Origin of the sequence: Dactylosporangium sp. NPDC005572 (assembly GCF_040605515.1) — a bacterium.
In the GTDB taxonomy this organism is placed as follows: domain Bacteria; phylum Actinomycetota; class Actinomycetes; order Mycobacteriales; family Micromonosporaceae; genus Dactylosporangium.
Map to the genome: position 1 here is coordinate 13,812 of NZ_JBEXCY010000012.1, position 22,457 is coordinate 36,268.

Below are 22,457 nucleotides of genomic sequence, written 5' to 3' on the forward strand. Positions count from 1 at the left end.
ACCACGATCAGTTAACGCCGTGGCAATGCGCGGGCCTTACCATCGGCCGACATCTCCGCGCTGGTCAGGAGGATTCGGAATGACCGAGCCGATCCTGGTCGTGGACATGGGGTCCTGGGCCTTGTCCGCCGCTGTCCTCACGCATGACCAGCTGCACCCGGTGCGGGAGCCGGTCACCGGCGCCGTCCGGTGGCCCGGCGGCGCGACCCTGCAGACCGGCGTGGGCCGGCCCCGGCTGCTCGTCGGCGGGGCCGCCGAGCACGCTCGCGACCAGCAGCCCCGCCAGTACGTCGACGGCGTGCGGCGCGCGGTCGACGCGAACGGGCCGATCTGGCTCGGCGACCAGCTGCTCACCGGGACGGAGCTGACGAGCGCCGCGCTCGACGCCGTGGTCGAGGAGGCCCGCCGCGCCCACGGCCCGGTCGGGCGGGTCGTCATGACGGTGCCCACGGGGTACCGCACCCACGACCCCCGCCGCGAGGTGCTCGTCGCCGCCGCGTCCGTCTCCGGCCACCCCGACGTCGAGCTCGTCTGCGACGCCACGGCGGCGGTGCTCGACCCGATGACCATGCTGGAGGTCCCCGACGGCGGCTACGTCCTGGTCTGTGACCTGGGCGCGACCTGGTCGGCGACGCTCCTCCAGATCCAGCGCGGCCAGCCGGTACCGCTGAGCCAGGAGAGCTCCGGCAGCGGCCGCGACCTCGACGTGGTGCTCGCCGCCGACCTGCGGGCGACCCTCGCCGAGTGGGTCGAGCCGGCGTTCACGGCCGGTGGCGAGACCAGCATCCGGGCCGGCTTCCACGCGCTGGACATCGTCCGGCTGCTCAAGCACCGGCTCAGCGACCTGCCGGAGGCCGCCGAGGCGATCGAGCCGGGCGCCCCGCAGTACCGCATGGATCGCCGCCTCCTCGACCAGCACACCGAGCCGGCCATGCGCTGGCTCGTCGCCAGCTGCCGGGCGGTCATCGCCCGCGCGGGCATCGTCCCGGCGGACGTGACCACGGTGCTCCTCGTCGGCGGCCACGCCCACCTGCCGAACGTCGCCCCCGTCCTGCACAACAACCTCGGCCGCCCGGTCACCCGGCCCGCCGACCCGGAACTGGCGGTCCTCCGCGGTGCGGCGGCCTGGGCCCGCGCCCGGCTCGACCGCGCCGTGCCCGCGGAGCCGCCCCAGTGGCGGGTCGAGCCGCTGGCCTGGACCGTCCCCGGCGGGCGGGGCCGGCTGGTCCGCTGGCTGGTCAAGGAGGGCGAGGGCTACGGACCGGGCACCCCCCTCGCCCAGGTCCGCACGGCCGACGACCGCGTCTACGAGCTGACCGCGGGCCGCACCGACGGCGTCATGCTGGAGCAGCGCATCCCGATCGGCAACATGGTCGTCTCCGGCGCGGTCGCCGCGCACGTGCGGATCGAGCCGACGACCGAGCGGTACCAGCTGGCCAAGCGCCACCACCTGCGGGTCGCCGGCGACTGGCTGCTCCTCCCCGACCGCCGCATGATCGTCGAGTGCGCCCGCACGGCCGAGTACGTGAAGGTCCGCGCGATCGACACCGGCGCCCTGATCGCCGAGCTGCGCCCGGGCCGCGCCGCCGCCCGCGGCCAGCTGGCCTTCGGCCCCGGCCAGCAGCTGGCCCTGGTCACCTGGGACACGGCGGGCCACTTCTCCGTCTGGGACGTGCTGTCGGGCCGGATGACGAGCAGCTTCTCCGACGCCCACCGCCCCGACGCGGTCATGGTCAACGAGGCCGAGTGGCGCCTGGTGGCCACCGGCGAGGGCGCGGCGACGGTGGGCCGCTACCGCCGCGACGTGGCCACCGTGTGGGACCTGGCGACGGGCGCCCGCCTGGACAAGGTCGTGGGCGAGGACCTGCCGCGCCGCTTCACCGGCTACTCCGGCTCGAGCCGCGCGGACGCCTTCGCCGCGGAGATGTCGAGCCCGGACGGCCGCCTGCTGGCCGCCGCCCACCCGGGCACCCTGTCGCTGCGCGACGTGGAGACGGAGACGGAGGTCTTCCGCGCGGACCTCCCACCGGCAACGGAGGTGAGCACGGCGTTCTGCGCCGCGGGCCGCCACCTGCTGGCCCGCGGCACGGACGAGGCCGGCGCCTGGCTGGACGTCTGGGAGATCGTCCAGTCCGCCGCCTAGCCGACGGGCAGCACCGCCGCGACAAGGCGATGCATGCCGGACGACGGATTGTCGTCGGGGCACCGGCTGCCGTTGCGGGCCGCCAGGTCCGCAGCCTGCACGAGACCCGGGTGGTGCGTCGGCCACTCGACGTCGTAGACGCACCAGAACTCGTCGATCTCGCCTTCCTCCGCGAGGGCGCGCCGGCGTGCCTCGACGGCCAGGCGCACGAGGGTCAGCGGGACCGCGCCGCCGCCGACGCGCTCGATGCGGATGTCGACCGCCGCCACGTCGCGGACGTCCGGCTCGCGGCGCAGCGCGTCGAGGTACTCCGGCTCGGTGCGCTGACCCTCGCAGCAGATCGCGATTGTCTTGCGCGGGCGGCGGGTGGCGACCTTGCGGCGCAGCGAGGTCGGGGGCTGGCGGTTGCGGGCCATCAGGCCACCTCGGCGGTCAGGCCGAGGGCCTTTCGCAGGAGATGCCGATCGAGCTGCGGTACCGCGCCGAACCGGCCCTGAAGGTAGGCCCGCTCCAGGTTGACCGAGCGGCGGACGCGCTCGCCGCCGTACTCGGCCAGCGCGGTGAGCCGGGTGGCCGCGTCAGGGCCCTTCTCGGTCAGCCAGACCTCGTCGCGGTTCAGGTGGCCGAGCAGGCTCGTATCGTGCGTGGTGAAGACCAGCTGGGCGCCCGCCGGGTTGGTCTCGGGGTCCTGGAACAGTTCGATCAGCTTCGCGGACAGGCGCGGATGCAGGCTGGCGTCGATCTCGTCGAGCAGCAGCAGCCGGCCGTTGCGCAGGGCGTGCACGACCGATCCGATCAGGCCGTACCAGTTCCGGGTGCCCTGCGACTCGTCCTCGATCGCGAACGGCAGCTCCTGGTCCGCGGCCCGGTGGACGAACCGCACCTCGTTGGGCGTCGCGGAGGTGTCCAGCCGAAGGTCGTCGATGCCGAGGTCGGCGAAGCGCAGCAGGTCGAGGACGATGCCGGGGCCGTCGCCACCGGCGCGCACCAGCTCGTCGGTGGGGAGGAAGCCGTCATCTCCGCCGCGGATCCGCCGGCCGCGCAGGCCGAGGATCCGCGTGCCGGCCAGCGCCCGGCCGAACGCCCGCACCTCGGGCTCGTCGAACCGCATCGCCGCGGACAGCGCGAGGGTCGTGGGGGTCAGCAGCTCGCGGGTGCCCGAGATCGTCCCGAGGCCGCGCCGGAACGAGATGGTGCCGCCCTCGCGTTCGAACAGCGCCCGGCGCAGCTTCTTCGGATAGCTGTAGAGGCCCTCGAACAGCACCGTCGAGTCGTCGAGCTCCACCTGATAGGCGTGCCGGACGCCGTGGACCATGAGGTCGATCTCGTACCTCGACGAGCGCGACGGCCCGCCCGCGAACCGGAACGGCTCGCGGGGGATGGCGTCGTCCCACGACCGCAGCGACAGGGCCACGAACGTGGACAACCAGGCCAGCGCCGCGAGCACGTTGGACTTGCCCGACGCGTTGGCGCCGTAGACGCCGCCCACCGTCAGCACCCGCTCGTTGAGCAGGTCGAACGCCCGGGCGGCGGGCCGGTCCTCGTCGACGGCGATCATCGACAGCTCGACGGGGCCGTCGATCGAACGATGGTTCTCGGCCAGGAACCGGAGCAGCACGACACGACACCTCCGCGCCGGATGAGCACGACAAGGCCACTCTACGTCAGGATTCGACGAAAAGAGGCCTCGTTGTGCGGTCGCGGCGTTCAGCGGGGGCCGAGGATGACCTTGTGGTTGCCGTCGGGGGCGCCTGTGGTCGTGGGGATGGTTTCGCGGAGGGTGCCCGTCGGGGAGTACACCTGGACCTCGCCCGTGACCGACACGAGCAGGTCGGTCGGGGAGGCCCAGCAGAGTGAGTACAGCGCCGGGCGGGTGCCCGGCAGGTCGGCCGTCGTGGCGCCCGTCGCCGTGTCGACGATGCGCCAGTTGGTCACCGCGTGGCGGCCGTCGGTCGACCAGGCGCAGGCGTCCTCGATCGGGCCGTCCACCGGAACCGGGCGGACCATGTGGCCGTCCTCGGCGGAGATCAGGGCCAGGCTCCCGCCCTCCACGGAGGTCACCGCCAGCTCCTGGCCGGTCCGGGTCCAGCCCGCCGGGCATCCGCCGTTCGGGCAGTCGTGGGCGGCCGCGTCGAACGGGAGGACCCGGGACCGCGCCTGGCCGGCGGTCACCTCGATGATCGTGAGGCGCCCGACCGAGGGGTCCGAGTACAGCAGGCGGCGGCCGTCCGGGGACCAGCTCAGCTGCGCCGGGACCGTGGCGAGCGGCAGGTCGCGGACGGTGTGGTCGTCCAGGTCGAGCAGCACCGCGGAGCCGGTCCGCGCGGACAGCGCCAGCGCCAGGTCGCCGGCCGGGGCCGGCCGGACGTCCGCGAAGGGCACGGTGACGTAGCCGCCGGTGGTCCGGTCGTACACCCACGTGCTGTCGCCGGGGCCCGGCACCGCGACCAGCGTGAGGCCGCCCGGCAGCTCGACCGGGCGCAGCGTCGGCGGGGCCTCGGACACGGTGAAGGACGTTGCCGACGGCGTCGCCGACGGGGTCGCCGACGGGGCCGGTCGTGGCGGGGCCGGCTGGTCGTCGTGGTCGCGGTTCAGCGGGATCGCCAGGGCAGCCAGCAGGACCGCGGTCGCCCCGGCCGCCGCCGCGAGCCGGCGGCGGCGGATGCGCTTTGCCCGCAGTACCGCTGCAGCCGCCAAGGGGACCGGACGAGCCTCCGCGGCGAGGCCGGCCAGCGTGTGGCGGACCAGGCGGTCCAGCTCTGCGTCGCGGTTCACCGGCGCACCCCCGTTCCGTCGAGATCCGGCAGGCGGCGGCGCAGGGTGGCCAGGGCGCGCGAGGCCTGGCTTCCGACGGTGCCGGTGGACACGCCGAGGAGGTCGGCGACCTGCTGCTCGCTCAGGTCCTCCAGGTAGCGCAGGACCAGCACCGCCCGCTGGCGGGCCGGGAGCGTGGCCAGTGCCGCGCGCATCGTGAGCCGGAGGTGGGGGTCCTCGTCGGCGCTGCCACGCTCGGGCGGCTCGGCCGTCACGACCTCGCGGCGATGTCGCAGGCGGCGCCACCAGGAGACGTGCTCGTGGTACATGATCTTGCGCACGTACGGCTCGGCGTCGCCGCGGATGCGGGTCCAGCGCAGCATCGCCTTGGCCAGGGCCGTCTGCACCAGGTCCTCGGCCGCGTGCTGCTCGCCGGTCAGCGCGTACGCCACCCGCAGCAGGGTCGCGCCGCGGGCCGCCACGAACTCGCTGAACTCGCGCTCGGCTGCCTTGTCCATCGATCGCCTCCGCCATCTATGACGCGCGGAGGGTCACACCGCCTTGCACGCTGCTTTCAGATGCCGGCGGTGCGGTGCTCCCAGTCGCCGCCGCGCGGGATCAGCGCGACCACCCGCGAGTCGTCCTCGCGGCGGTCGAGGCGGACCTCCAGGTGCTCGTCGCTGAGCTGCTCGACCAGGCCCTCGCCCCACTCGACGAGCGTGACCGAGTCCTCCAGCGTCGCGTCGAGGTCGAGCGCGTCGACCTCGCCCAGCGGGTCCCTGACGGCGCCGAGCCGGTACGCGTCGACGTGCACCATCGGGATGCGGCCGCCCCGGTGCACGCGGGCGATCACGAACGTCGGGGAGGTGACGTCGCCGTTGACCTTCAGGCCGGCGCCGACGCCCTGGGCGAGCGCCGTCTTGCCGGCACCGAGCGGGCCGGTCAGCACGACGAGGTCGCCGGGCCGCAGTACCTCGGAAAGCGCCCGCCCGAAGGCGCGCGTGTCGTCCGCAGTGGACAGGATTCGGCTCACTGGTCCAGCACCTTCGTCAAGAACGTGTTCATGGCCTCGTTGACCTCGTCGGCGTGCTCGAGCAGCACGACGTGGCCGCCGTCGGCGACCTCGACGAACTCCGCCTCCGGCAGCACAGAGGCTATCTCGCGGGTGTGCGCGATCGGTGTCAACACGTCGCGGTCGCCGCACACGAGCAGCACCGGCACCCGGCGCAGCGGCCCGAGCACGAGCAGGCGCGCGTGGGTGTAGAGGGTCCGCAGGTACCGCGCGATCACGTCGGTCGAGGTGGTCGAGTTCATCTTCTCGACGTACGACACCAGGGCCGGGCTGGGGCGCTGGGTGCCGAACCCGTACCGCCGGGTCAGCAGCCAGGCCAGGTCGGTCGACGCCTTGCGGGCCCGGTCGACGACGGCCGAGCTGATCGGGCCGGCGAACCCGAGCACCGGCATTAGCGGCCGGCGGAACCGCGCCACGATCTCGGGCAGGCCGAAGTTGACCGCGTCGAGCTTGCCGGCCGACGTCGAGATCAGCACGCAGGCCTCGACCCGGTTCTCGAACAGCCCCGGCACCTGCTCGGCCAGCGCCATGATGGTCATGCCGCCCATGGAGTGGCCGACGAGCACCACCGGGCCGGTCGGGGCGGTCGCCTGCAGCACCGCGCGCAGGCCGGCGCCGAGCGCGTCGAGCGTGTACTCGCCCTTGGTCAGGCGGCCCGAGCGGCCGTGCCCGGGCTGGTCGTAGAAGACCATGCGGTACTTGCCCTCGAACGCCTTGCGCTGGAAGTGGAACGTGCCCATGTCGAGGCAGAAGCCGTGGACGAAGACCAGGGTGGGGCCGTCCTTCGGGCCGTCCACCACTTCGACGTGCAGGTCGATGTCGTCGTCGGTGGTGACGGTGAGCTCCTCGTCGAAGTCCCAGACGCCGAACTCCTCGTCGGCGTAGGGGTCGTCGACCTTCTTGGAGCGGCTGACGATGTACCGCTCGGTGGCCACACCGGCGGCGACACCGGCGGCGGCGAGGCCGACGATCGCGCCGATGATGCCCGCCTTGCGCCGCCGGCTGCTGCCCTTGGCGACTTCGACTTCCGTCATGTCCGCTCCCCTACGTAGATCCGCGGCGTCCGCGCGCTCCCCATCCGCGTCACGATCTCGTAGTTGATGGTGTCGCAGGCCAGGGCCCAGTCGTCGGCGGTGGGGCCCTGCTCTTGTATGAGAATTGCCTCGTCGCCGGGGCGCACCTCGTCGTCGCCGCAGTCGACCACCACCTGGTCCATGCACACCCGCCCGACGATCCGCCGGACCTTGCCGGCGAGCCAGATCGGCCCGCGGCTGCTCGCGGCGCGTGGGACGCCGTCGCCGTACCCGAGCGGGACCAGCGCCAGGGTGGTGTCCTTCAAGGTCTTGTACGTGTGGCCGTAGGAGACGCCCTCGCCGACGGCGACCTCCTTCACCAGGGCGACCCGGGCGTGGACGCTCATCGCCGGGCGCAGGTCCGGTCCCGCGCCGCTGATCGGCGTCAGGCCGTACGTGGACAGGCCGACCCGGACCAGGTCGAAGTGCGTCTCGGGCAGGGTCAGGGTGGCCGCCGAGTTGGCCAGGTGGCGCAGCTCCGGGCGGATGCCGTGCCGCTCGGCGGCCTCGAGCGCGTCGTGGAACGCGGCGAGCTGCCGGGCGATCGACGGGTGGCCGGGCTCGTCGGCGCAGGCGAGGTGGCTCCAGACGGCCCTGATCTCGGCGTCGCCGTCGCCCTCGGCCTTGGCGGCCCGCTCGAGCAGGGCCGGCCAGTCCTTCTGGGCGGCGCCGCCGCGGGACAGACCGGTGTCGATCTTGAGGTGGACACGGGCCGCTTTCTTGGCTTTTCTGGCGCTCTGCACGATCTCGCGCAGGGCGTCGACCGAGGCGGCGGACAGGTCGATGTCCCGCTCGACGGCGGCGTGGAGCGGCCGGCCCGGGCTGTGCAGCCAGGCGAGCACCGGTGCGGTGACTCCACCGTCGCGGAGGGTGATCGCCTCGTCGAGCGTGGCGACGCCGAGCCAGTCGGTGCCGGCTTGCAGGGCGGCGCGGGCCACGGGCAGCATGCCGTGGCCGTACGCGTCGGCCTTGACGACCGTCATCAGCCGCGTGCCGGGCGCGAGGTAGTCACGCAGGGTCGCGACATTGTGCCGGATCGCGTCGAGATCGACCCGGACCTGCGCCTGCCACATCCTCCTAGGGTAAGTGGTCCCTGGTTGAAGTCGATCAGGACGTACTTCGGGTCCGCCTGCCGGCGCGCCGCGGGCCTCGGTGGACACCGCACGGGAGCTAGAACAGCGAGCGGACCGCCCGGCGGAGGTGGGCGGCCACGTCCGCCGCCGTCACCGGGCCCTCCTCGGCGGCCAGCCGACCGGCCAGGCCGTGGACGAAGGCGGCGGCGATGGCGGCCTGCTCGGCGGGCAGGCCGGCGGCCAGGAGCGACCCGAGCAGGCCGGCCAGGACGTCGCCCGTGCCGCCGGTCGCGAGGGCCGCGGTGCCGGTCGGGTTGACGAGGACCCGGCCGTCCGGTGTCGCGACGATGGTCCGGTCGCCTTTCAGCAGTACCACGGAGTCCATGCGCTCGGCGAGGTGCACGGCGGCCGCCACCCGGTCGTCGCCCGGTGCGCCGCCGGCGAGCCGCTGGAACTCGCCGTCGTGCGGGGTCACCACGGTCGGGGCGTCCCGGTCGCGCAGCCAGTCGGCCATGCGGGCGTCGACCAGGAGCGTGAGCGCGTCGGCGTCGAGGATGACGGGGACGGGGGCGCCGAGGACGGTGCGCAGCTCGGCGTACGAGCGCTCGTCGGTGCCGAGGCCGCTGCCGCACGCCCACGCCTGCACGCGGCCGGCGTCCGGGACGCGGTCGGTGGAGATCACCGTCGGGTGGTGGCCGCGGACCCGGTCGGCGGCGCTGCCCGCGTACCGGACCAGGCCGGCCGGGCCGGCGAGGGCGCCGGCGACGGAGAGCACCGCGGCGCCCGGGTAGCGGTCGGAGCCGGTGGCGATGCCGACGACGCCGCGGGAGTACTTGTTGTCGTTCGCCATGGGACGCGGCCACCAGGCGGCGATGTCGTCGGCGTCGGGGAGGTACAGGGCGGGGTCACCGTCGAGGTACGGCGTGAGGCCGATGTCGACGAGCTCGACGATTCCGCTGTGGACGGCGCCGGCCCCGACGAGCAGCCCGGGCTTGAGCGCGCCGAACGTGACGGTGATGTCGGCGTGGATGGCCATGCCGTTGACGGCGCCGGTGTCGGCGTCGACCCCGGACGGCACGTCGACGGCGATGACCGGCGCGCCGCGCAGGACGCTGGACACCTCGGCGACCCGGCTGGCGGCCGGCTCCCGCAGCCCGCCCCGCCCGCCGATCCCGAGGATGCCGTCGACGACGAGGTCGACCGCGGCGGGCACGTCGCGGGTGACGGTGCCGCCGGCCTGCCGCAGCGCCGCGGCACCTCCCTGGTGGACCCGCTCGGGGTCGAGCAGCAGCGCCGACACCCCCGCGCCGCGCCGGGCGAGCATGGCCCCGGCGTACAGCGCGTCCCCGCCGTTGTTGCCGGGCCCGACGAGCAGGAGCACCCGGCTGCCGTAGACCCGGGGCAGGGTCTCGGCGCACCGCCGCGCCAGCCCGGCGGCGGCGCGCTGCATGAGCGCGCCTCCGGGGAGGACTTTCATGAGGGCCTCTTCGGCCGCTCGAACCTGGGCGACGCGCCAGGCAGCTCTCACGCTGGACTCCCTGTGTCGGCGATGCTCTCGCTGCTATTCCCCGCGTCGGTCAGTCTCAAGCCGGGCTCCCCGTCTCGGCCGGCAGGCGCTCGGCGACCACCATCGCCGAGGCGATCCCGCCGTCGTGGGACAGCGACAGGTGCCACCGGGAGATCCCGAGCTCCGCGGCCGCCTGGGCGACGCTCCCGGAGACGGTCAGCCACGGGCGGCCGTCGGCGTTGGTCACGATCTCGCAGTCGTGCCAGTGCAGGCCCGCCGGGGCGCCGAGGGCCTTCGCCACGGCCTCCTTGGCCGCGAACCGGGCCGCGAGCGACTCGGCGGAGCGTGGGTTGCCGGAGGACGTCGTCCGCTCGGCGCCGGTGAACAGGCGCTCGGCGAGCAGCGGCGTGCGCTCCAGCGCCCTGCCGAACCGCTCGACCAGGACGACGTCCATCCCGACGGACACGATCACAGGCCTACCCTGCCATACCGCGATCCGCCACCACGTCGATGCGGACACCTTTGCCAAGCAACGTACAACGCCCCACCAAACCGTCCAACCGTCCGGTTACGGAGGGTTGCGAAGCGTGCCGCTACTCGACCGTCACGGACTTCGCGAGGTTGCGGGGCTGGTCGACGTCGTGGCCGCGGGCCGACGCGATCTCGCAGGCGAGGACCTGCAGCGGCACCGTCGTCACCAGCGGCGCGAGCAGCGTCGGGGTGACCGGCACGTAGAACAGGTGGTCGGCGTACGGCGCGACGGCCGTGTCGCCCTCCTCCGCGATCACGATCGTGCGGGCGCCCCGGGCGCGGACCTCCTGGATGTTCGAGACGACCTTGTCGTGCAGGACGCCCCGGCCGCGCGGCGAGGGGACGACGCACACGACGGGGGTGCCCTCGTCGATGAGCGCGATCGGGCCGTGCTTGAGCTCGCCGGCCGCGAAGCCCTCGGCGTGCATGTACGCGAGCTCCTTGAGCTTGAGCGCGCCTTCCAGGGCGACCGGGTAGGAGACGTGCCGGCCGATGAACAGCACGCTCTTGGCCTCGGCGAGGGAACGGGCGAGGGAGCGGATCGGCTCCATCATGTCGAGGACCTGCTCGACCTTGCGCGGCATCTCCTGGAGCTGGGCGACGACGGCGGCCACCTCGTCGGCGTACTTGACCCCGCGCACCTGCGCGAGGTGCAGCCCGACGAGGTAGCAGGCGACGAGCTGGGTGAGGAAGGCCTTGGTGGAGGCGACGGCGATCTCCGGGCCGGCGTGCGTGTAGAGGACGGCGTCGGACTCGCGCGGGATGGTGGAGCCGTTGGTGTTGCAGATCGCGAGGACGCGCGCCTTCTGCTCCTTGGCGTGGCGCAGGGCCATGAGGGTGTCCATGGTCTCGCCGGACTGGGAGATCGCCACGACGAGCGTCGAGCGGTCGAGGACCGGGTCGCGGTAGCGGAACTCGCTGGCCAGCTCGACCTCGCACGGGATGCGGGTCCAGTGCTCGATGGCGTACTTCGCGACCATGCCCGAGTGGTACGCCGTGCCGCAGGCGACGATGAACACCTTGTCGACGTCGCGCAGGTCCTGGTCGGTGAGGCGGACCTCGTCGAGCATCAGGTCGCCGTGCTCGTTGAGCCGGCCGAGCAGCGTCTCCGCGACGGCGTGGGGCTGCTCGGCGATCTCCTTGAGCATGAAGTACTCGTAGCCGCCCTTCTCGGCGGCGGAGGCGTCCCAGTCGATGTGGAAGGTCTTGCCCTCGGCCGGGTTGCCGAGGAAGTCGGTGATGACGATGTCGTCGGCGCTGATCAGGACGACCTGGTCCTGCCCGAGCTCGACGGCCTCGCGGGTGTGCTCGATGAACGCGGAGACGTCGCTGGCCAGATAGTGCTCGCCGGTACCGCGGCCGACGACGAGCGGCGAGTTGCGCCGGGCGCCGACGACGACGCCGGGGGCCTGCACGTCGACGGCGAGGAGGGTGAACGCGCCTTCGAGGCGCCGGCAGACGGCCCGCATGGCCTCGGCCAGGCGGAGCCCGGGGGTGTCCCCGGCGGCGCTCTCCAGCTCGATCGCGAGCAGGTGCGCGGCGCACTCGGTGTCGGTGTCGGAGGCGAACTCGATGCCGGAGGCCTCGAGCTCGGCGCGCAGCTTGGCGAAGTTCTCGATGATGCCGTTGTGGATGACCGCGACGCGCCCGTCGGCGGAGCGGTGGGGGTGGGCGTTGCGGTCGGTGGGGCCGCCGTGGGTGGCCCAGCGGGTGTGGCCGATGCCGGTGGTGCCGACGCCGAGGCCGGCCTCGTCCTGGAGCGCCTTCTCGAGGTTGGCGAGTTTGCCCGCCCGTTTGGCGGTGAAGAGCCCGCCGTCGATGATCGCCACCCCGGCCGAGTCGTAGCCGCGGTACTCCAGACGCCGCAGTCCGTCCAGAACGATGTTCAGGGCCGGGCGCGCGCCGGCATACCCCACGATTCCGCACATGGTGAGTACCGTAGCAGAAGATCGAGCAGTGCCCGTGCGCGAAACTGTCGTCAATGCGCACGGCATCTGCGCACAAACGGGTGGGTGACATGGCGCCGCCTCCGGGAGGCGGCGCCGGGCGTCAGGCGAGCGAGGAGCGGATCTGGGCCCCGCCGTCCACGACCAGGGTCTGGCCGGTCATCCAGCGCGAGGCGGGGCCCGCCAGGAACGTGATCACGTCCGCGACGTCGTCCGGCTCGCCGATGCGGCGCAGCGGCAGGTGGTCGTTGAGGTACTCCTCGTTGTTCTCCCACAGTCCCCGCGCGAGGTGCGTGCGCACGATGCCGGGGGCGACGCCGTTGACCCGCACGGCCGGCGCGAGCTCGGCGCCCATCTGCCGGGTCAGGTGGATGACCGCGGCCTTGGTGGCGTTGTAGTACCCGATGCCGGGCTCGGTGAGCAGCCCGCCGACCGACGCCACGTTGACGATCGCGCCGCCCCGGGCCGACATCGACGCCTTCCACACCAGCTGGCTCCACAGCACGACGCCGAACTGGTTGAGCCGGACCGTCTTCTCGGCCCGGACCGGGTCGATCTCCATGAGCGGCCCGAAGTACGGGTTGGTGCCGGCGTTGTTCACCAGGACGTCGACGGCACCGAAGCGCTCCATGGCGGCGTCGACGACCGCGGCGGCCTGCTCGGGCTCGGCGGCGTGCGCCGCGTGGGCGAGCACGCCCACGCCGGGGTGGGCCGCCGTGATCTCGGCGGCGACCTCCTCCAGAGTCTCGATCTTGCGGGAGGTCAGCACGACGTTGCAGCCTTCGGCGGCGAAGGCGACGGCGGTCGCCTTGCCGATGCCGCGGGAGGCGCCGGTGACGATGACGGTGCGGGCGTTGGTCATGCCCGCACGTTACTAGCCGGTACCAGACCGGGTTCAGCGCCGACAGGCCCCGACCAACATCAGCTAGACGGCGCGGACGATCGCCGCGATCCGCTCGGCGGCCTCCCGGGCCGTCTCCTGCGTGCCGGCCTCGACCATGACCCGGACGAGCTGCTCCGTGCCCGAGGGCCGCAGCAGCACCCGGCCGGTGCCGCCGAGCTCGGCCTCGACCTGCTTGGCGGCGTCGAGGACCTGCGGCGAGCGGGCGGCGGCCGCCCGGTCGGAGACGGGCACGTTGATCATCACCTGGGGCAGCCGGTGTACCACGGAGGCCAGGTCCTTCAGGCCCCGGCCGGTGGTCGTCATGCGTCCCATGAGGTGCAGCGCGGTCAGCACGCCGTCGCCGGTGGTGGCGTAGGCCGGCATGACGATGTGGCCGCTCTGCTCGCCCCCGAGGGCGAGGCCCTTGGCCCGCAGCTCCTCCAGCACGTACCGGTCGCCGACCTTGGTCTCCAGCAGCCGGATGCCGGCCTCGGCCATGGCCAGCTTCAGGCCCAGGTTGCTCATGACGGTCGCGACGAGCGTGTCGCCGGTGAGGCTGCCGGACTCGCGCATCGCCACGGCCAGGATCGCCATGATCTGGTCGCCGTCGATGTCGCTGCCGTCGGCGGCGACCGCGATGCAGCGGTCGGCGTCGCCGTCGTGGGCGATGCCCAGGTCGGCGCCGTGCTCGACGACGGCGGCGCGCAGCTGGTCGAGGTGGTTGGAGCCGCAGTCCTCGTTGATGTTGAGCCCGTCGGGGTCGGCGTTGATCGCGACCACGGCGGCACCGGCCCGGCGGTAGGCCTCCGGGGCGGCCGAGGAGGCGGCGCCGTTGGCGCAGTCGACGACGACCTTGAGCTCGGCGAGCGGGCTGGGCAGGGAGGTCAGCAGGTGCCGCACGTAGCGGTCCTCGCCGTCGGCGTAGTCGGTGACCCGGCCGATCCCGGCGCCGGTGGGGCGGCGCCGGGTGCCGCTCGCCATCAGCTGCTCGATCTCGTCCTCGACCTCGTCGGGCAGCTTGTGCCCGCCGGCGGCGAAGAGCTTGATCCCGTTGTCGGGCATCGGGTTGTGCGAGGCCGACAGCATCACGCCGATGTCGGCGCCGAGCACGCCGGTGAGGTACGCCACGGCCGGGGTCGGCAGCACACCCACCCGCACCACGTTGGCGCCGGCGCTGGTCAGGCCGGCCACGACGGCCGCCTCCAGCATCTCGCCGCTCGCCCGCGGGTCGCGCCCGACGACGGCGACCGGCGCGTGGGAGTGGTCGTGTTCGAACAGCGCCTGCGCGGCCGCGACGGCGACGGCCATCGCGAGCTCGGGAGTCAGGTCGGCGTTCGCCCGTCCGCGCACCCCGTCGGTGCCGAAGAGTCGCCCCATTGCGTACCTCCCATGGTCGTACTTCCGCGCAGGCAGAATCGGCCGGGCGCTCACCTCCCAGGGTGGCACCCGGCCGACAGGCGTGTTTAGCGCTTGGAGTACTGCGGAGCCTTGCGGGCCTTCTTCAGGCCGTACTTCTTACGCTCGGTCGCACGCGCGTCACGAGTCAGGAAGCCGGCCTTCTTGAGCGCACCGCGGTCGTCGGCGTCGTTCTCGACGAGCGCGCGGGCGATGGCGAGGCGCAGCGCACCGGCCTGGCCGGTGGTGCCGCCGCCGCGGAGGTTGGCGTAGACGTCGAACGTCTCGGCCTTCTCCACGATGACCAGCGGCTCGCGCACCGACTGCTGGTGGACCTTGCTCGGGAAGTAGTTCTCCAGCTCGCGGCCGTTGAGCTGGAACTTGCCCGTGCCGGGCACCAGGCGGACCCGGACGATGGCCTCCTTGCGGCGGCCCACGGTCTGGATCGGCTGGCCGGCGCGGCGGGCCCGGGTGGGGGCGGTCGCCGTGGCGGTGGCAGCAGCGGGCGGCGCCGGGGTCTCGACGGTCGCGACAGCGGCCGGGGCGGCCGGGGTCGCCGGGGTCGGCGTCGGGGCGTCGATGGTCTCGTCGGTCACGCTCTGTCCTTCGTCCGCGCTCACTGCGCGATCTGCTTGATCTCGAACGGCTGGGGCAGCTGGGCGGCGTGCGGGTGCTCGGCGCCCGCGTAGACCTTCAGCTTGCGGATCTGGCGCGCGCCGAGGCGGTTGTGCGGGAGCATGCCCTTGACGGCCAGCTCGATCGCCCGCTCGGGGTGCTTGGTCAGCAGCTCTTCGTAACCGACCGCCTTGAGGCCGCCCGGGTAGCCCGAGTGGCGGTAGGCGACCTTGGTCTGCCGCTTGTTGCCGGTCAGCGCCACCTTGCCGGCGTTGATCACGATGACGAAGTCGCCGGTGTCCACGTGCGGGGCGAACGTCGGCTTGTGCTTGCCGCGCAGCAGCGTCGCAGCGTGCGTGGCCAGACGGCCGAGCACGATGTCGGTGGCGTCGATGACGTGCCACGTGCGCTCGATCTCACCCGGCTTCGGGCTGTACGTACCCACAGGTCTACCTTGTCTTCCACGTCGTCGGTCTGGGGTGCGCTCTCGATGGCGGCGCTAGGCGCGCACGACCACCCAGCGTACCCGAACTATGGGGACGCCTTGTCATCGCACAACAGCATTCCACGATACTCGGCGTCCCCCCGCGGGACAAAATCGGGGCCTACACCCCGGCCAACCGGCCCGGGCGCTCACGCATGTAGACGACCCAGGTGACCGCGAAGCAGACCGCGTAGAACGCCAGGAATGCGATGTATGCCCCGTCACCGGTCTTGTAGGTGAGGAACGACTCGCGGAACGCGAGGTTCACGAGCACGCCGCCGGCCGCGCCGACCGCGCCGGCGACCCCGATGAGCGCCGTCGCCAGCCGCCTGGCCTCGTTCTCGTTCTCGGTGTGCTTCGCCTTGAAGATCGCCGGGATCATCTTGTACGTCGAGCCGTTGCCGATGCCGCTGAAGATGAACAGGAAGACGAACCCGGTCACGAACATCGGCAGCGAGTGCTGCCGCGACGCGATGAGCACCGTCGTCGCCCCGGCCGCCATCGCGACGAAGTTCCAGAACGTGATCCGGGCGCCGCCGTAGCGGTCGGCCAGCAGCCCGCCGACGGGCCGGATGAGCGAGCCGAGCAGCGGCCCGATGAAGGTGAGGTAGGCGGCCTTCACCGGCGTGTCGAACTCGGCCTTGAACTGCACCTGCAGGACCTGCCCGAACGCGAAGCCGAAGCCGATGAAGGAGCCGAAGGTCCCGATGTACAGCAGGGACATGATCCAGGCGTGCCGGTCCTTGATGACGTCCCGCATGGCGTGCTTGTCGTTCGACGCGTGCCGCAGGTTGTCCATGTACAGGGCGGCCAGGACGGCGGCGACGACGATGAGCGGCAGGTAGATCAGGATGATGAGCCGCGGGTGGGCGGCGCCGGCGGTCGCCAGGACGAGCAGCCCGACGAGCTGCACGGCCGGCACGCCGATGTTCCCGCCGCCGGCGTTGACGCCCAGGGCCCAGCCCTTGAGCCGCTGCGGGTAGAAGGCGTTGATGTTCGCCATGGAGCTGGCGAAGTTGCCGCCGCCGACGCCCGCGATCGAGGCGACGATCAGCAGCGTCGTGAAGCTGACCCCGGGCTCCAGCACGATGCCGGCGGCCACGGTGGGCACGAGCAGCATCAGCGCGCTGAAGATCGTCCAGTTGCGCCCGCCGAACGTGGCGACCGCGAACGTGTAGGGCAGCCGCAGGACCGCCCCGACCAGCGTGGGCGCGCTGGTCAGCAGGAACTTCTGGGCGGCGTCGAAGCCGTACTTCGGGCCGAGGAACAGCACGAAGACCGACCACAGGCTCCAGATCGAGAACCCGATGTGCTCGGACAGGATGGACACGATGAGGTTGCGCCGGGCAATCTTCGCCCCGGCCTGCTCCCAGAAGCCGGTCTCTTCCGGGCGCCAGTCGTCGATCCAGCGCCCGCTGCCACGAGCAGCCGGCGCTTCTTCCACGGCGATCGTCATGGTGCGGGACGCTATGGACGCGTCGTTACCACCGGCCGCACCGTTTGTTGTCGCCGCTGCAACGTCTTCCCCGCCTTCTCTGCCGGCGGGGTTGTGAGAACGCGCCGCCGGGCGCCCCGGAAGATCCCGGAGCGCCCGGCGCCACAAGAGACTAAGGAATCAGGACTTGGTGAACGTCCAGGTTCCGGTGTCGGCGCCACCCTGCGGCGGGGACAGCTTCAGGGTGTTGCCGCTGCAGTCGTACTGGCTCTTCTTGAGCACCGGCTGGGCGTCCACGGCGCCGCCGGTGTCGGCGGTGCCGGTGCCGGTGAACTCGCTGATCGGCATCTTGTCGGCGACCCGCACGGTTGCCGGGGCGGACAGGTCCACCGTCACCGTCAGGGTCGAGAAGTCGACCGTGCCCGTGGGCTCCAGGGTGCCGCTGCTGGTCGTCGGGGTCTTCACCGTGCCGCCGACCTTGCCGCCGTAGGCGAAGCTGCCCTTCACGTCGTTGCCGGAGACGTTGAACGTGAAGGTCACCGGCTGCATCGGCCCGAAGTCGACCTGGGTCTTGCCGGCCGGGTCGATGGTCAGCAGGGTGCCGCCGCCGCCCGTGAACGTGCCGTTCACCGGGCCGCTCAGCTTGCCCGTCAGGTTGCTCGCCTTCCACGTGCCGACCAGGCACGAGGCCGCGGCACCGGTCGCGCCGGCGCCACCGCCTGCGCCGGCGGAGGCGCTGCCCGAGGGAGCCGTCGACGACGGTCCGCCCGAGGCGCCCGCCGAGGTCGACGAGCCCGGGGTCGCACCGTTGCCACTGCATCCGGCGAGCCCGATGCCGAACACCGCAACAGCCGCCAGGGCGGCCTTGCCGGTCGTGCGCATCTGCTTCCTCCTCGCTGTTCCATAGGGGTCCGTGCCTGTCTTACCCAGCCGCGGACCGTCGCCACCCTACCGTGGGAAGATGTGGCACACCTGGCCATCGATCTGGACCTCATCGACCAAGGTCGACACCGATTCCGCCACGGTTCGGTAACGTCCTGCTCAAGGCCCGTGTGAGGCGCTCTTAGCAGGCAGGAAACATTCGGGACCCGGGAGCGAAACCCCCTCCCGGCAGCCTTTTGGCCATGTCCGCAGCGCACGACTCCGAAGCGCACTCCGACCAGGTGCACACCGACCAGGTGCACGTCGTCGTCGTGGGTCACGGGATGGTCGGCCACCGGTTCGTCGAGGCGTTACGGGCGCGGGACACAGAGGGTCGCTGGCGGGTCACCGTCCTCGCGGAGGAGGGCCGGTCCGCCTACGACCGGGTGCGGCTGTCGGCGTTCTTCGACGGCGCCTCCGCCGACGACCTCACGTACGACCTGCCGGACGGCATCGACCTGCGGCTCGGCGAGCCGGCGCTGTCGATCGACCGGCACGCCCGCAAGGTCACCACCGCACAGGGCGTCTACGAGTACGACGCGCTCGTCCTGGCCACCGGGTCGTCGGCGTTCGTGCCCCCGATCAGCGGCGTCGATGCGCCGGGCGTCTTCGTGTACCGCACGCTGGACGACCTGGAGGCGATCCGCGCCCACGCGGACGGCAAGGAGGTCGGCGCGGTCATCGGCGGCGGCCTGCTCGGCCTGGAGGCCGCCAACGCGCTGCGCCTGCTGGGCCTGCGCACCCACGTGATCGAGTTCGCGCCGCGGCTCATGCCGGTGCAGGTCGACGAGGCCGGCGGCGCGGTCCTGCGGCAGTACGTGGAGAAGCTCGGGGTCCGCGTGCACCTCGGCGCGGGCACGACCGCGATCCGGCAGGCGTCCCCCACGGGCCGGCTCGGCCTCACGCTGTCCGACGGCGCGCACGTGCCGGCCGACATCGTGGTGGTGGCCGCCGGCATCCGTCCGCGCGACGAGCTGGCCCGCACGATGGGGCTGGCGACGGGGGCGCGCGGCGGGGTGGTCGTCGACGCGAGCTGCCGCACCGCGGACCCGGCGGTCTACGCGATCGGCGAGTGCGCCGAGATCGACGGGCGCTGCTACGGCCTGGTGGCGCCCGGCTACGCGATGGCCGAGGTCGTCGCGGACCGACTGCTCGGCGGGGCCGCCGAGTTCCCCGGCGCCGACACGTCGACCAAGCTCAAGCTGCTCGGCGTGGACGTGGCGAGCTTCGGGGACGCGCTGCGTGACGACCTGCTCGACGTGGTGTACCTGGACCCGGCGAACGGGCGGTACGCGAAACTCGTCCTCTCCGACGACGCGCAGACGCTGCTCGGCGGCATCCTGGTCGGCGACGCCGGTGCCTATCCGACGCTGCGGGCGAGCGTCGGGGGCCCGCTCCCCGGCCACCCGCTGAGCCTGCTGGCGCCGCCGGCCGACGGCGAGAGCCGGGCGGTGCTGCCCGACGGCGCCCAGGTGTGCTCCTGCAACGCCGTCACGAAGGGCCAGATCACGGCGGCGATCACCGACGGCTGCGGCGACGTCGCCGAGCTCAAGGCGTGCACGCGGGCCGGGACCAGCTGCGGCTCGTGCGTGCCGCTGCTCAAGCAGCTGCTCGCCGAGAACGGCGTCGCGGCGAGCAAGGCGCTGTGCGAGCACTTCACGTACTCGCGGGCCGAGCTGTTCGACATCGTCCGGGTCCGTAACGTCCGCACGTTCTCGCAGCTGGTCACCGAGCACGGCACCGGCCGCGGGTGCGACATCTGCAAGCCGACGGTGGCGTCGATCCTGGCGTCGCTGCACAACGACTACGTCCTCGACGGCGAGCAGGCCTCGCTGCAGGACACCAACGACCACTTCCTGGCCAACATCCAGCGCAACGGCACGTACTCGGTGGTGCCGCGCATCCCGGGCGGCGAGATCACGCCGGAGAAGCTCATCGTGATCGGCGAGGTCGCGCGGGACTTCAACCTCTACACGAAGATCACCGGTGGGCAGCGCATCGACCTGCTCGGCGCGCGGGTGGAGCAGCTGCCGGCGATCTGGGGCCGGCTCGTCGCGGCCGGCTTCGAGTCCGGGCACGCCTACGGCAAGGCGTTACGCACGGTGAAGTCGTGCGTCGGGTCGACCTGGTGCCGGTACGGCGTGCAGGACTCGGTGGGGCTCGCCGTCGAGCTCGAGCTTCGGTACCGCGGCCTCCGCGCACCACACAAGATCAAGTCGGCGGTGTCCGGCTGCGCCCGGGAATGCGCCGAGGCGCGGGGCAAGGACTTCGGGATCATCGCCACCGACAACGGCTGGAACCTCTACGTCGGCGGCAACGGCGGCTTCCGGCCCCGCCACGCCGACCTGCTGGCCAGCGACCTGTCGACGGAGGAGCTGATCCGCATCGTCGACCGCTTCCTCATGTTCTACATCCGCACCGCCGACCGGCTGCAGCGCACGTCGGCCTGGATCGAGGCGATGGACGGCGGCCTGGAGTACCTCCGCGGCGTCATCGTCGACGACACGCTCGGCATCGCCGGCGAGCTCGAGGTGATGATGGCCGGCAACATCCAGGCCTACGTCGACGAGTGGAAGGCCACCGTCGAGGACCCCGAGCGGCTGGCCCGGTTCGTGTCGTTCGTGAACGCACCCGACACCCCCGACCCGACGATCTCCTTCGTATCCGAGCGCGGACAGCCCGTGCCCGTCGTCCTGGGAGTGCGCCCATGAAATGGACCGTCGTCTGCCCCTACCCTCGGCTGGAGCCCGAGCGCGGCGTGGCGGCCCTGATCGACGGGGCCCAGGTCGCGGTGTTCCGGGTCTTCGGCGGCGAGGTGCACGCCATCGGCAACCTCGACCCGATCAGCGGCGCGGCCGTGCTGTCGCGGGGCATCGTCGGCAGCCGCGGCGACGTGCCGGTCGTCGCGTCCCCGATGCACAAGCAGGCGTTCGACCTGCGCAGCGGCGAGTGCCTCGACGCGCCCGGCGTCCGCGTGCCCGTCTACCCGGTCCGGATCCGCGACGGCCTGGTGGAAGTCGCGGTGAGCACGTGAGCGCGAGCAGCACGTTGGAAGCGCGGCCGGACTCGGGCGAGGAGCTCCCCCTCGCGGGCTTCACCGTCGCCGTCACCGCCGACCGCCGCCGTGACGAACTGAGCGCCCTGCTGGAACGGCGGGGCGCTCGCGTCGTGCTCGCCCCCGCGCTGCGGATCGTGCCGGTCGCCGACGACACCGAGCTCAAGGCGGCGACGATCTCCTGCGTCGACATCGCGCCCGACATCGTGGTCGCCACGACCGGGATCGGGCTGCGCGGCTGGATCGAGGCGGCCGAGGGCTGGGGGCTGGGCGAGGCGCTGCGGACCCGGCTCGGCGAGTCGTTCCTCATCGCCCGCGGCCCGAAGGCCAAGGGCGCCGTCCGGGCCGCCGGCATGATGGAGGCCTGGTCGCCCGACGCCGAGAGCTGCGACGAGGTCCTCGACTACCTGCTGGGCGGCGGCTACCCGGGCGGGATCGCCGGCCGCCGCATCGCGGTGCAGCTGCACGGCGAGCCGCACCCCGAGTTCACGTCCGCGATGCGCGACGCCGGCGCGATCGTCGTGGAGATCCCGGTGTACCGCTGGGCGCCTCCCGTCGACCCGGCCCCCCTGCGCCGCCTGGTCGACCTCATCTGCTCCCGCCTCGTCGACTCGGTGACCTTCACGTCGGCGCCGGCCGTCGGCTCCCTGCTGCGGGTCGCCGGCGCCGAGGCCCCCGAGGTGCTGGAGGCGCTGCGCACGGACGTCCTGGCGGCCTGCGTCGGCCCCGTCACGGCGGCGCCGCTCAAGCGCCTCGGCGTGCCGGTCGCGGCCCCGGCCCGGGCCCGGCTGGGCGCCCTGGTCCGGATCCTCGTCGACGAGCTGCCGAAGCGGGCGCCCACGCTGTACGTGGCCGGTGCCGCGGTCACCCTGCGGGGCCACGCCGCGATCATCGACGGCACCCTCAAGCCGCTGGCGCCGGGTCCCATGGCGGTACTGCGGGCGCTGGCCGCCTCCCCCGGCCGGGTCCTGTCCCGCGCCGCGCTGCTGCGTGAGCTGCCCCGCGGCGCCGACGAGCACGCGGTCGAGATGGCGGTGGCGCGGCTGCGGGCGGCGCTGGGCGGCTCGGCGTTCGTCCAGACGGTGGTGAAGCGCGGCTACCGCCTCCGCGTCGACTGACGCGGGGCGCCGCCGCGCGCGGCGGCCCCACCATCCGCGCCGCGCCCCCGCGCCGTGAGCGCCGCACCCTCCGCGCGCGATGTTGGAGTTGTGGTCCCGGATTTGTCCGACTTACGCGGATACAGTCGGGACCACGCCTCCAAGATCGCGGCGCGTTCGGGGAAGGGCGGCGCCCGTCGGGCTCACTGGAGGTAGTGCTCGACCTCGTCGATCGAGTGGGCCTCGACCTCGTCCGGGGCGACGCCCTGCAGCTTCGCCGCGCGACGGCGGCGCATCAGGTCCCACAGCTGGTCGAGCTGCTCCTCGATCAACCGGAGCCGGTCGTGCTCCTCCTGCTCGGTGATCTTGCCCTGCTGGAGCTGCGTGCGCAGCTTGTGCTCGTCGTCGACCAGCGTGGAGATCTGGTGGACCAACGTCTTCTCGTCCATGCCATGCATCATCCACCAGAGCGG

21 protein-coding genes are annotated in these 22,457 nt (G+C 72.8%); 4 read left to right on the forward strand and 17 right to left on the reverse strand.

Annotation, left to right across the window (positions count from 1 at the left end; translation table 11 throughout):
* Positions 1–79: 79 nt before the first annotated feature.
* Positions 80–2,143: an Hsp70 family protein gene (locus tag ABZS66_RS09035; RefSeq protein ID WP_354756567.1), complete on the forward strand. Its 2,064-nt coding sequence runs from the start codon at positions 80–82 to the stop codon at positions 2,141–2,143.
* Here the strand turns inward: ABZS66_RS09035 and ABZS66_RS09040 are convergent.
* The 16 genes from ABZS66_RS09040 to ABZS66_RS09115 form a co-directional block, all read right to left on the reverse strand.
* Positions 2,140–2,559, reverse strand: coding sequence for an RloB family protein (locus tag ABZS66_RS09040; RefSeq protein ID WP_354756568.1), 420 nt, complete (start codon positions 2,557–2,559; stop codon positions 2,140–2,142). The two genes, ABZS66_RS09035 and ABZS66_RS09040, sit on opposite strands and share 4 nt — an antisense overlap.
* Positions 2,559–3,761, reverse strand: a complete 1,203-nt coding sequence (locus ABZS66_RS09045) for an ATP-binding protein (RefSeq protein ID WP_354756569.1) — start codon at positions 3,759–3,761, stop codon at positions 2,559–2,561. The genes ABZS66_RS09040 and ABZS66_RS09045 overlap by 1 nt, the downstream gene beginning before the upstream one ends.
* Before the next feature lie 89 nt (positions 3,762–3,850).
* Positions 3,851–4,918: a hypothetical protein gene (locus tag ABZS66_RS09050; RefSeq protein WP_354756570.1), complete on the reverse strand. Its 1,068-nt coding sequence runs from the start codon at positions 4,916–4,918 to the stop codon at positions 3,851–3,853.
* Entirely contained in the window at positions 4,915–5,415 is a 501-nt protein-coding gene (locus ABZS66_RS09055; RefSeq protein ID WP_354756571.1) for a SigE family RNA polymerase sigma factor, read from the reverse strand. Before ABZS66_RS09055 ends, ABZS66_RS09050 begins: the two co-directional genes overlap by 4 nt.
* A 56-nt stretch (positions 5,416–5,471) precedes the next feature.
* Positions 5,472–5,930, reverse strand: a complete 459-nt coding sequence (tsaE, locus tag ABZS66_RS09060; RefSeq protein WP_354756572.1) for a tRNA (adenosine(37)-N6)-threonylcarbamoyltransferase complex ATPase subunit type 1 TsaE — start codon at positions 5,928–5,930, stop codon at positions 5,472–5,474.
* Positions 5,927–7,003, reverse strand: a complete 1,077-nt coding sequence (locus ABZS66_RS09065) for an alpha/beta hydrolase (RefSeq protein ID WP_354756573.1) — start codon at positions 7,001–7,003, stop codon at positions 5,927–5,929. The genes tsaE and ABZS66_RS09065 overlap by 4 nt, the downstream gene beginning before the upstream one ends.
* Entirely contained in the window at positions 7,000–8,115 is a 1,116-nt protein-coding gene (gene alr / locus ABZS66_RS09070) for an alanine racemase (RefSeq protein WP_354756574.1), read from the reverse strand. Before alr ends, ABZS66_RS09065 begins: the two co-directional genes overlap by 4 nt.
* A gap of 97 nt (positions 8,116–8,212) precedes the next feature.
* Positions 8,213–9,643 (reverse strand): NAD(P)H-hydrate dehydratase, encoded by a 1,431-nt coding sequence (locus ABZS66_RS09075; RefSeq protein WP_354756575.1) that lies wholly within the window; start codon positions 9,641–9,643, stop codon positions 8,213–8,215.
* 55 nt (positions 9,644–9,698) lie between these two features.
* Positions 9,699–10,094 carry a holo-ACP synthase gene (locus ABZS66_RS09080; protein ID WP_354756576.1) on the reverse strand — a complete coding sequence of 132 codons (396 nt, stop codon included), beginning with the start codon at positions 10,092–10,094 and terminating at the stop codon, positions 9,699–9,701.
* Between the two features lie 121 nt (positions 10,095–10,215).
* Positions 10,216–12,081 carry a glutamine--fructose-6-phosphate transaminase (isomerizing) gene (gene glmS / locus ABZS66_RS09085; protein ID WP_354756577.1) on the reverse strand — a complete coding sequence of 622 codons (1,866 nt, stop codon included), beginning with the start codon at positions 12,079–12,081 and terminating at the stop codon, positions 10,216–10,218.
* 121 nt (positions 12,082–12,202) lie between these two features.
* Positions 12,203–12,961, reverse strand: coding sequence for an SDR family oxidoreductase (locus ABZS66_RS09090; RefSeq protein ID WP_354756578.1), 759 nt, complete (start codon positions 12,959–12,961; stop codon positions 12,203–12,205).
* 63 nt (positions 12,962–13,024) lie between these two features.
* Positions 13,025–14,359 carry a phosphoglucosamine mutase gene (gene glmM, locus ABZS66_RS09095; RefSeq protein ID WP_354756579.1) on the reverse strand — a complete coding sequence of 445 codons (1,335 nt, stop codon included), beginning with the start codon at positions 14,357–14,359 and terminating at the stop codon, positions 13,025–13,027.
* An 86-nt stretch (positions 14,360–14,445) separates the two neighbouring features.
* A complete protein-coding gene (rpsI, locus tag ABZS66_RS09100; RefSeq protein WP_354756580.1) occupies positions 14,446–14,973 on the reverse strand; it encodes a 30S ribosomal protein S9 in 528 nt (175 codons plus the stop codon).
* A 20-nt stretch (positions 14,974–14,993) separates the two neighbouring features.
* On the reverse strand, positions 14,994–15,437 hold the full coding sequence (gene rplM / locus ABZS66_RS09105) for a 50S ribosomal protein L13 (protein ID WP_190249352.1): 444 nt from the start codon (positions 15,435–15,437) through the stop codon (positions 14,994–14,996).
* 160 nt (positions 15,438–15,597) lie between these two features.
* Positions 15,598–16,932, reverse strand: a complete 1,335-nt coding sequence (locus ABZS66_RS09110; RefSeq protein WP_354756581.1) for an MFS transporter — start codon at positions 16,930–16,932, stop codon at positions 15,598–15,600.
* A 159-nt stretch (positions 16,933–17,091) separates the two neighbouring features.
* Positions 17,092–17,793, reverse strand: a complete 702-nt coding sequence (locus tag ABZS66_RS09115; RefSeq protein WP_354756582.1) for a hypothetical protein — start codon at positions 17,791–17,793, stop codon at positions 17,092–17,094.
* Between the two features lie 242 nt (positions 17,794–18,035).
* On the opposite strand from ABZS66_RS09115, the gene nirB reads away from it, so the two are divergent.
* Genes nirB through ABZS66_RS09130 form a run of 3 tightly spaced genes read left to right on the forward strand, consistent with a single transcriptional unit; the run spans position 18,036 to position 22,005 of the window.
* Positions 18,036–20,543, forward strand: a complete 2,508-nt coding sequence (gene nirB, locus ABZS66_RS09120) for a nitrite reductase large subunit NirB (RefSeq protein ID WP_354756583.1) — start codon at positions 18,036–18,038, stop codon at positions 20,541–20,543.
* Positions 20,540–20,866: a nitrite reductase small subunit NirD gene (nirD, locus tag ABZS66_RS09125; protein ID WP_354756584.1), complete on the forward strand. Its 327-nt coding sequence runs from the start codon at positions 20,540–20,542 to the stop codon at positions 20,864–20,866. Before nirB ends, nirD begins: the two co-directional genes overlap by 4 nt.
* Positions 20,863–22,005, forward strand: coding sequence for a uroporphyrinogen-III synthase (locus tag ABZS66_RS09130; RefSeq protein ID WP_354756585.1), 1,143 nt, complete (start codon positions 20,863–20,865; stop codon positions 22,003–22,005). The genes nirD and ABZS66_RS09130 overlap by 4 nt, the downstream gene beginning before the upstream one ends.
* A 182-nt stretch (positions 22,006–22,187) precedes the next feature.
* Here the strand turns inward: ABZS66_RS09130 and ABZS66_RS09135 are convergent, their stop codons facing one another.
* Complete coding sequence (locus ABZS66_RS09135) at positions 22,188–22,433, reverse strand: DUF2630 family protein (protein WP_354756586.1); 246 nt, start codon at positions 22,431–22,433, stop codon at positions 22,188–22,190.
* Positions 22,434–22,457 lie beyond the last annotated feature (24 nt).

Excerpts from the sequence above, each read along its gene's own strand:
- ABZS66_RS09035 (WP_354756567.1), top strand. The coding sequence starts at position 80 with ATGACCGAGCCGATCCTGGTCGTGGACATGGGGTCCTGGGCCTTGTCC.
- ABZS66_RS09040 (WP_354756568.1), bottom strand. The coding sequence starts at position 2,559 with ATGGCCCGCAACCGCCAGCCCCCGACCTCGCTGCGCCGCAAGGTCGCC.
- ABZS66_RS09055 (WP_354756571.1), bottom strand. The coding sequence starts at position 5,415 with ATGGACAAGGCAGCCGAGCGCGAGTTCAGCGAGTTCGTGGCGGCCCGC.
- ABZS66_RS09065 (WP_354756573.1), bottom strand. The coding sequence starts at position 7,003 with ATGACGGAAGTCGAAGTCGCCAAGGGCAGCAGCCGGCGGCGCAAGGCG.
- alr (WP_354756574.1), bottom strand. The coding sequence starts at position 8,115 with ATGTGGCAGGCGCAGGTCCGGGTCGATCTCGACGCGATCCGGCACAAT.
- glmS (WP_354756577.1), bottom strand. The coding sequence starts at position 12,081 with ATGTGCGGAATCGTGGGGTATGCCGGCGCGCGCCCGGCCCTGAACATC.
- ABZS66_RS09090 (WP_354756578.1), bottom strand. The coding sequence starts at position 12,961 with ATGACCAACGCCCGCACCGTCATCGTCACCGGCGCCTCCCGCGGCATC.
- glmM (WP_354756579.1), bottom strand. The coding sequence starts at position 14,359 with ATGGGGCGACTCTTCGGCACCGACGGGGTGCGCGGACGGGCGAACGCC.
- ABZS66_RS09110 (WP_354756581.1), bottom strand. The coding sequence starts at position 16,932 with ATGACGATCGCCGTGGAAGAAGCGCCGGCTGCTCGTGGCAGCGGGCGC.
- ABZS66_RS09115 (WP_354756582.1), bottom strand. The coding sequence starts at position 17,793 with ATGCGCACGACCGGCAAGGCCGCCCTGGCGGCTGTTGCGGTGTTCGGC.
- nirB (WP_354756583.1), top strand. The coding sequence starts at position 18,036 with ATGTCCGCAGCGCACGACTCCGAAGCGCACTCCGACCAGGTGCACACC.
- nirD (WP_354756584.1), top strand. The coding sequence starts at position 20,540 with ATGAAATGGACCGTCGTCTGCCCCTACCCTCGGCTGGAGCCCGAGCGC.
- ABZS66_RS09135 (WP_354756586.1), bottom strand. The coding sequence starts at position 22,433 with ATGGACGAGAAGACGTTGGTCCACCAGATCTCCACGCTGGTCGACGAC.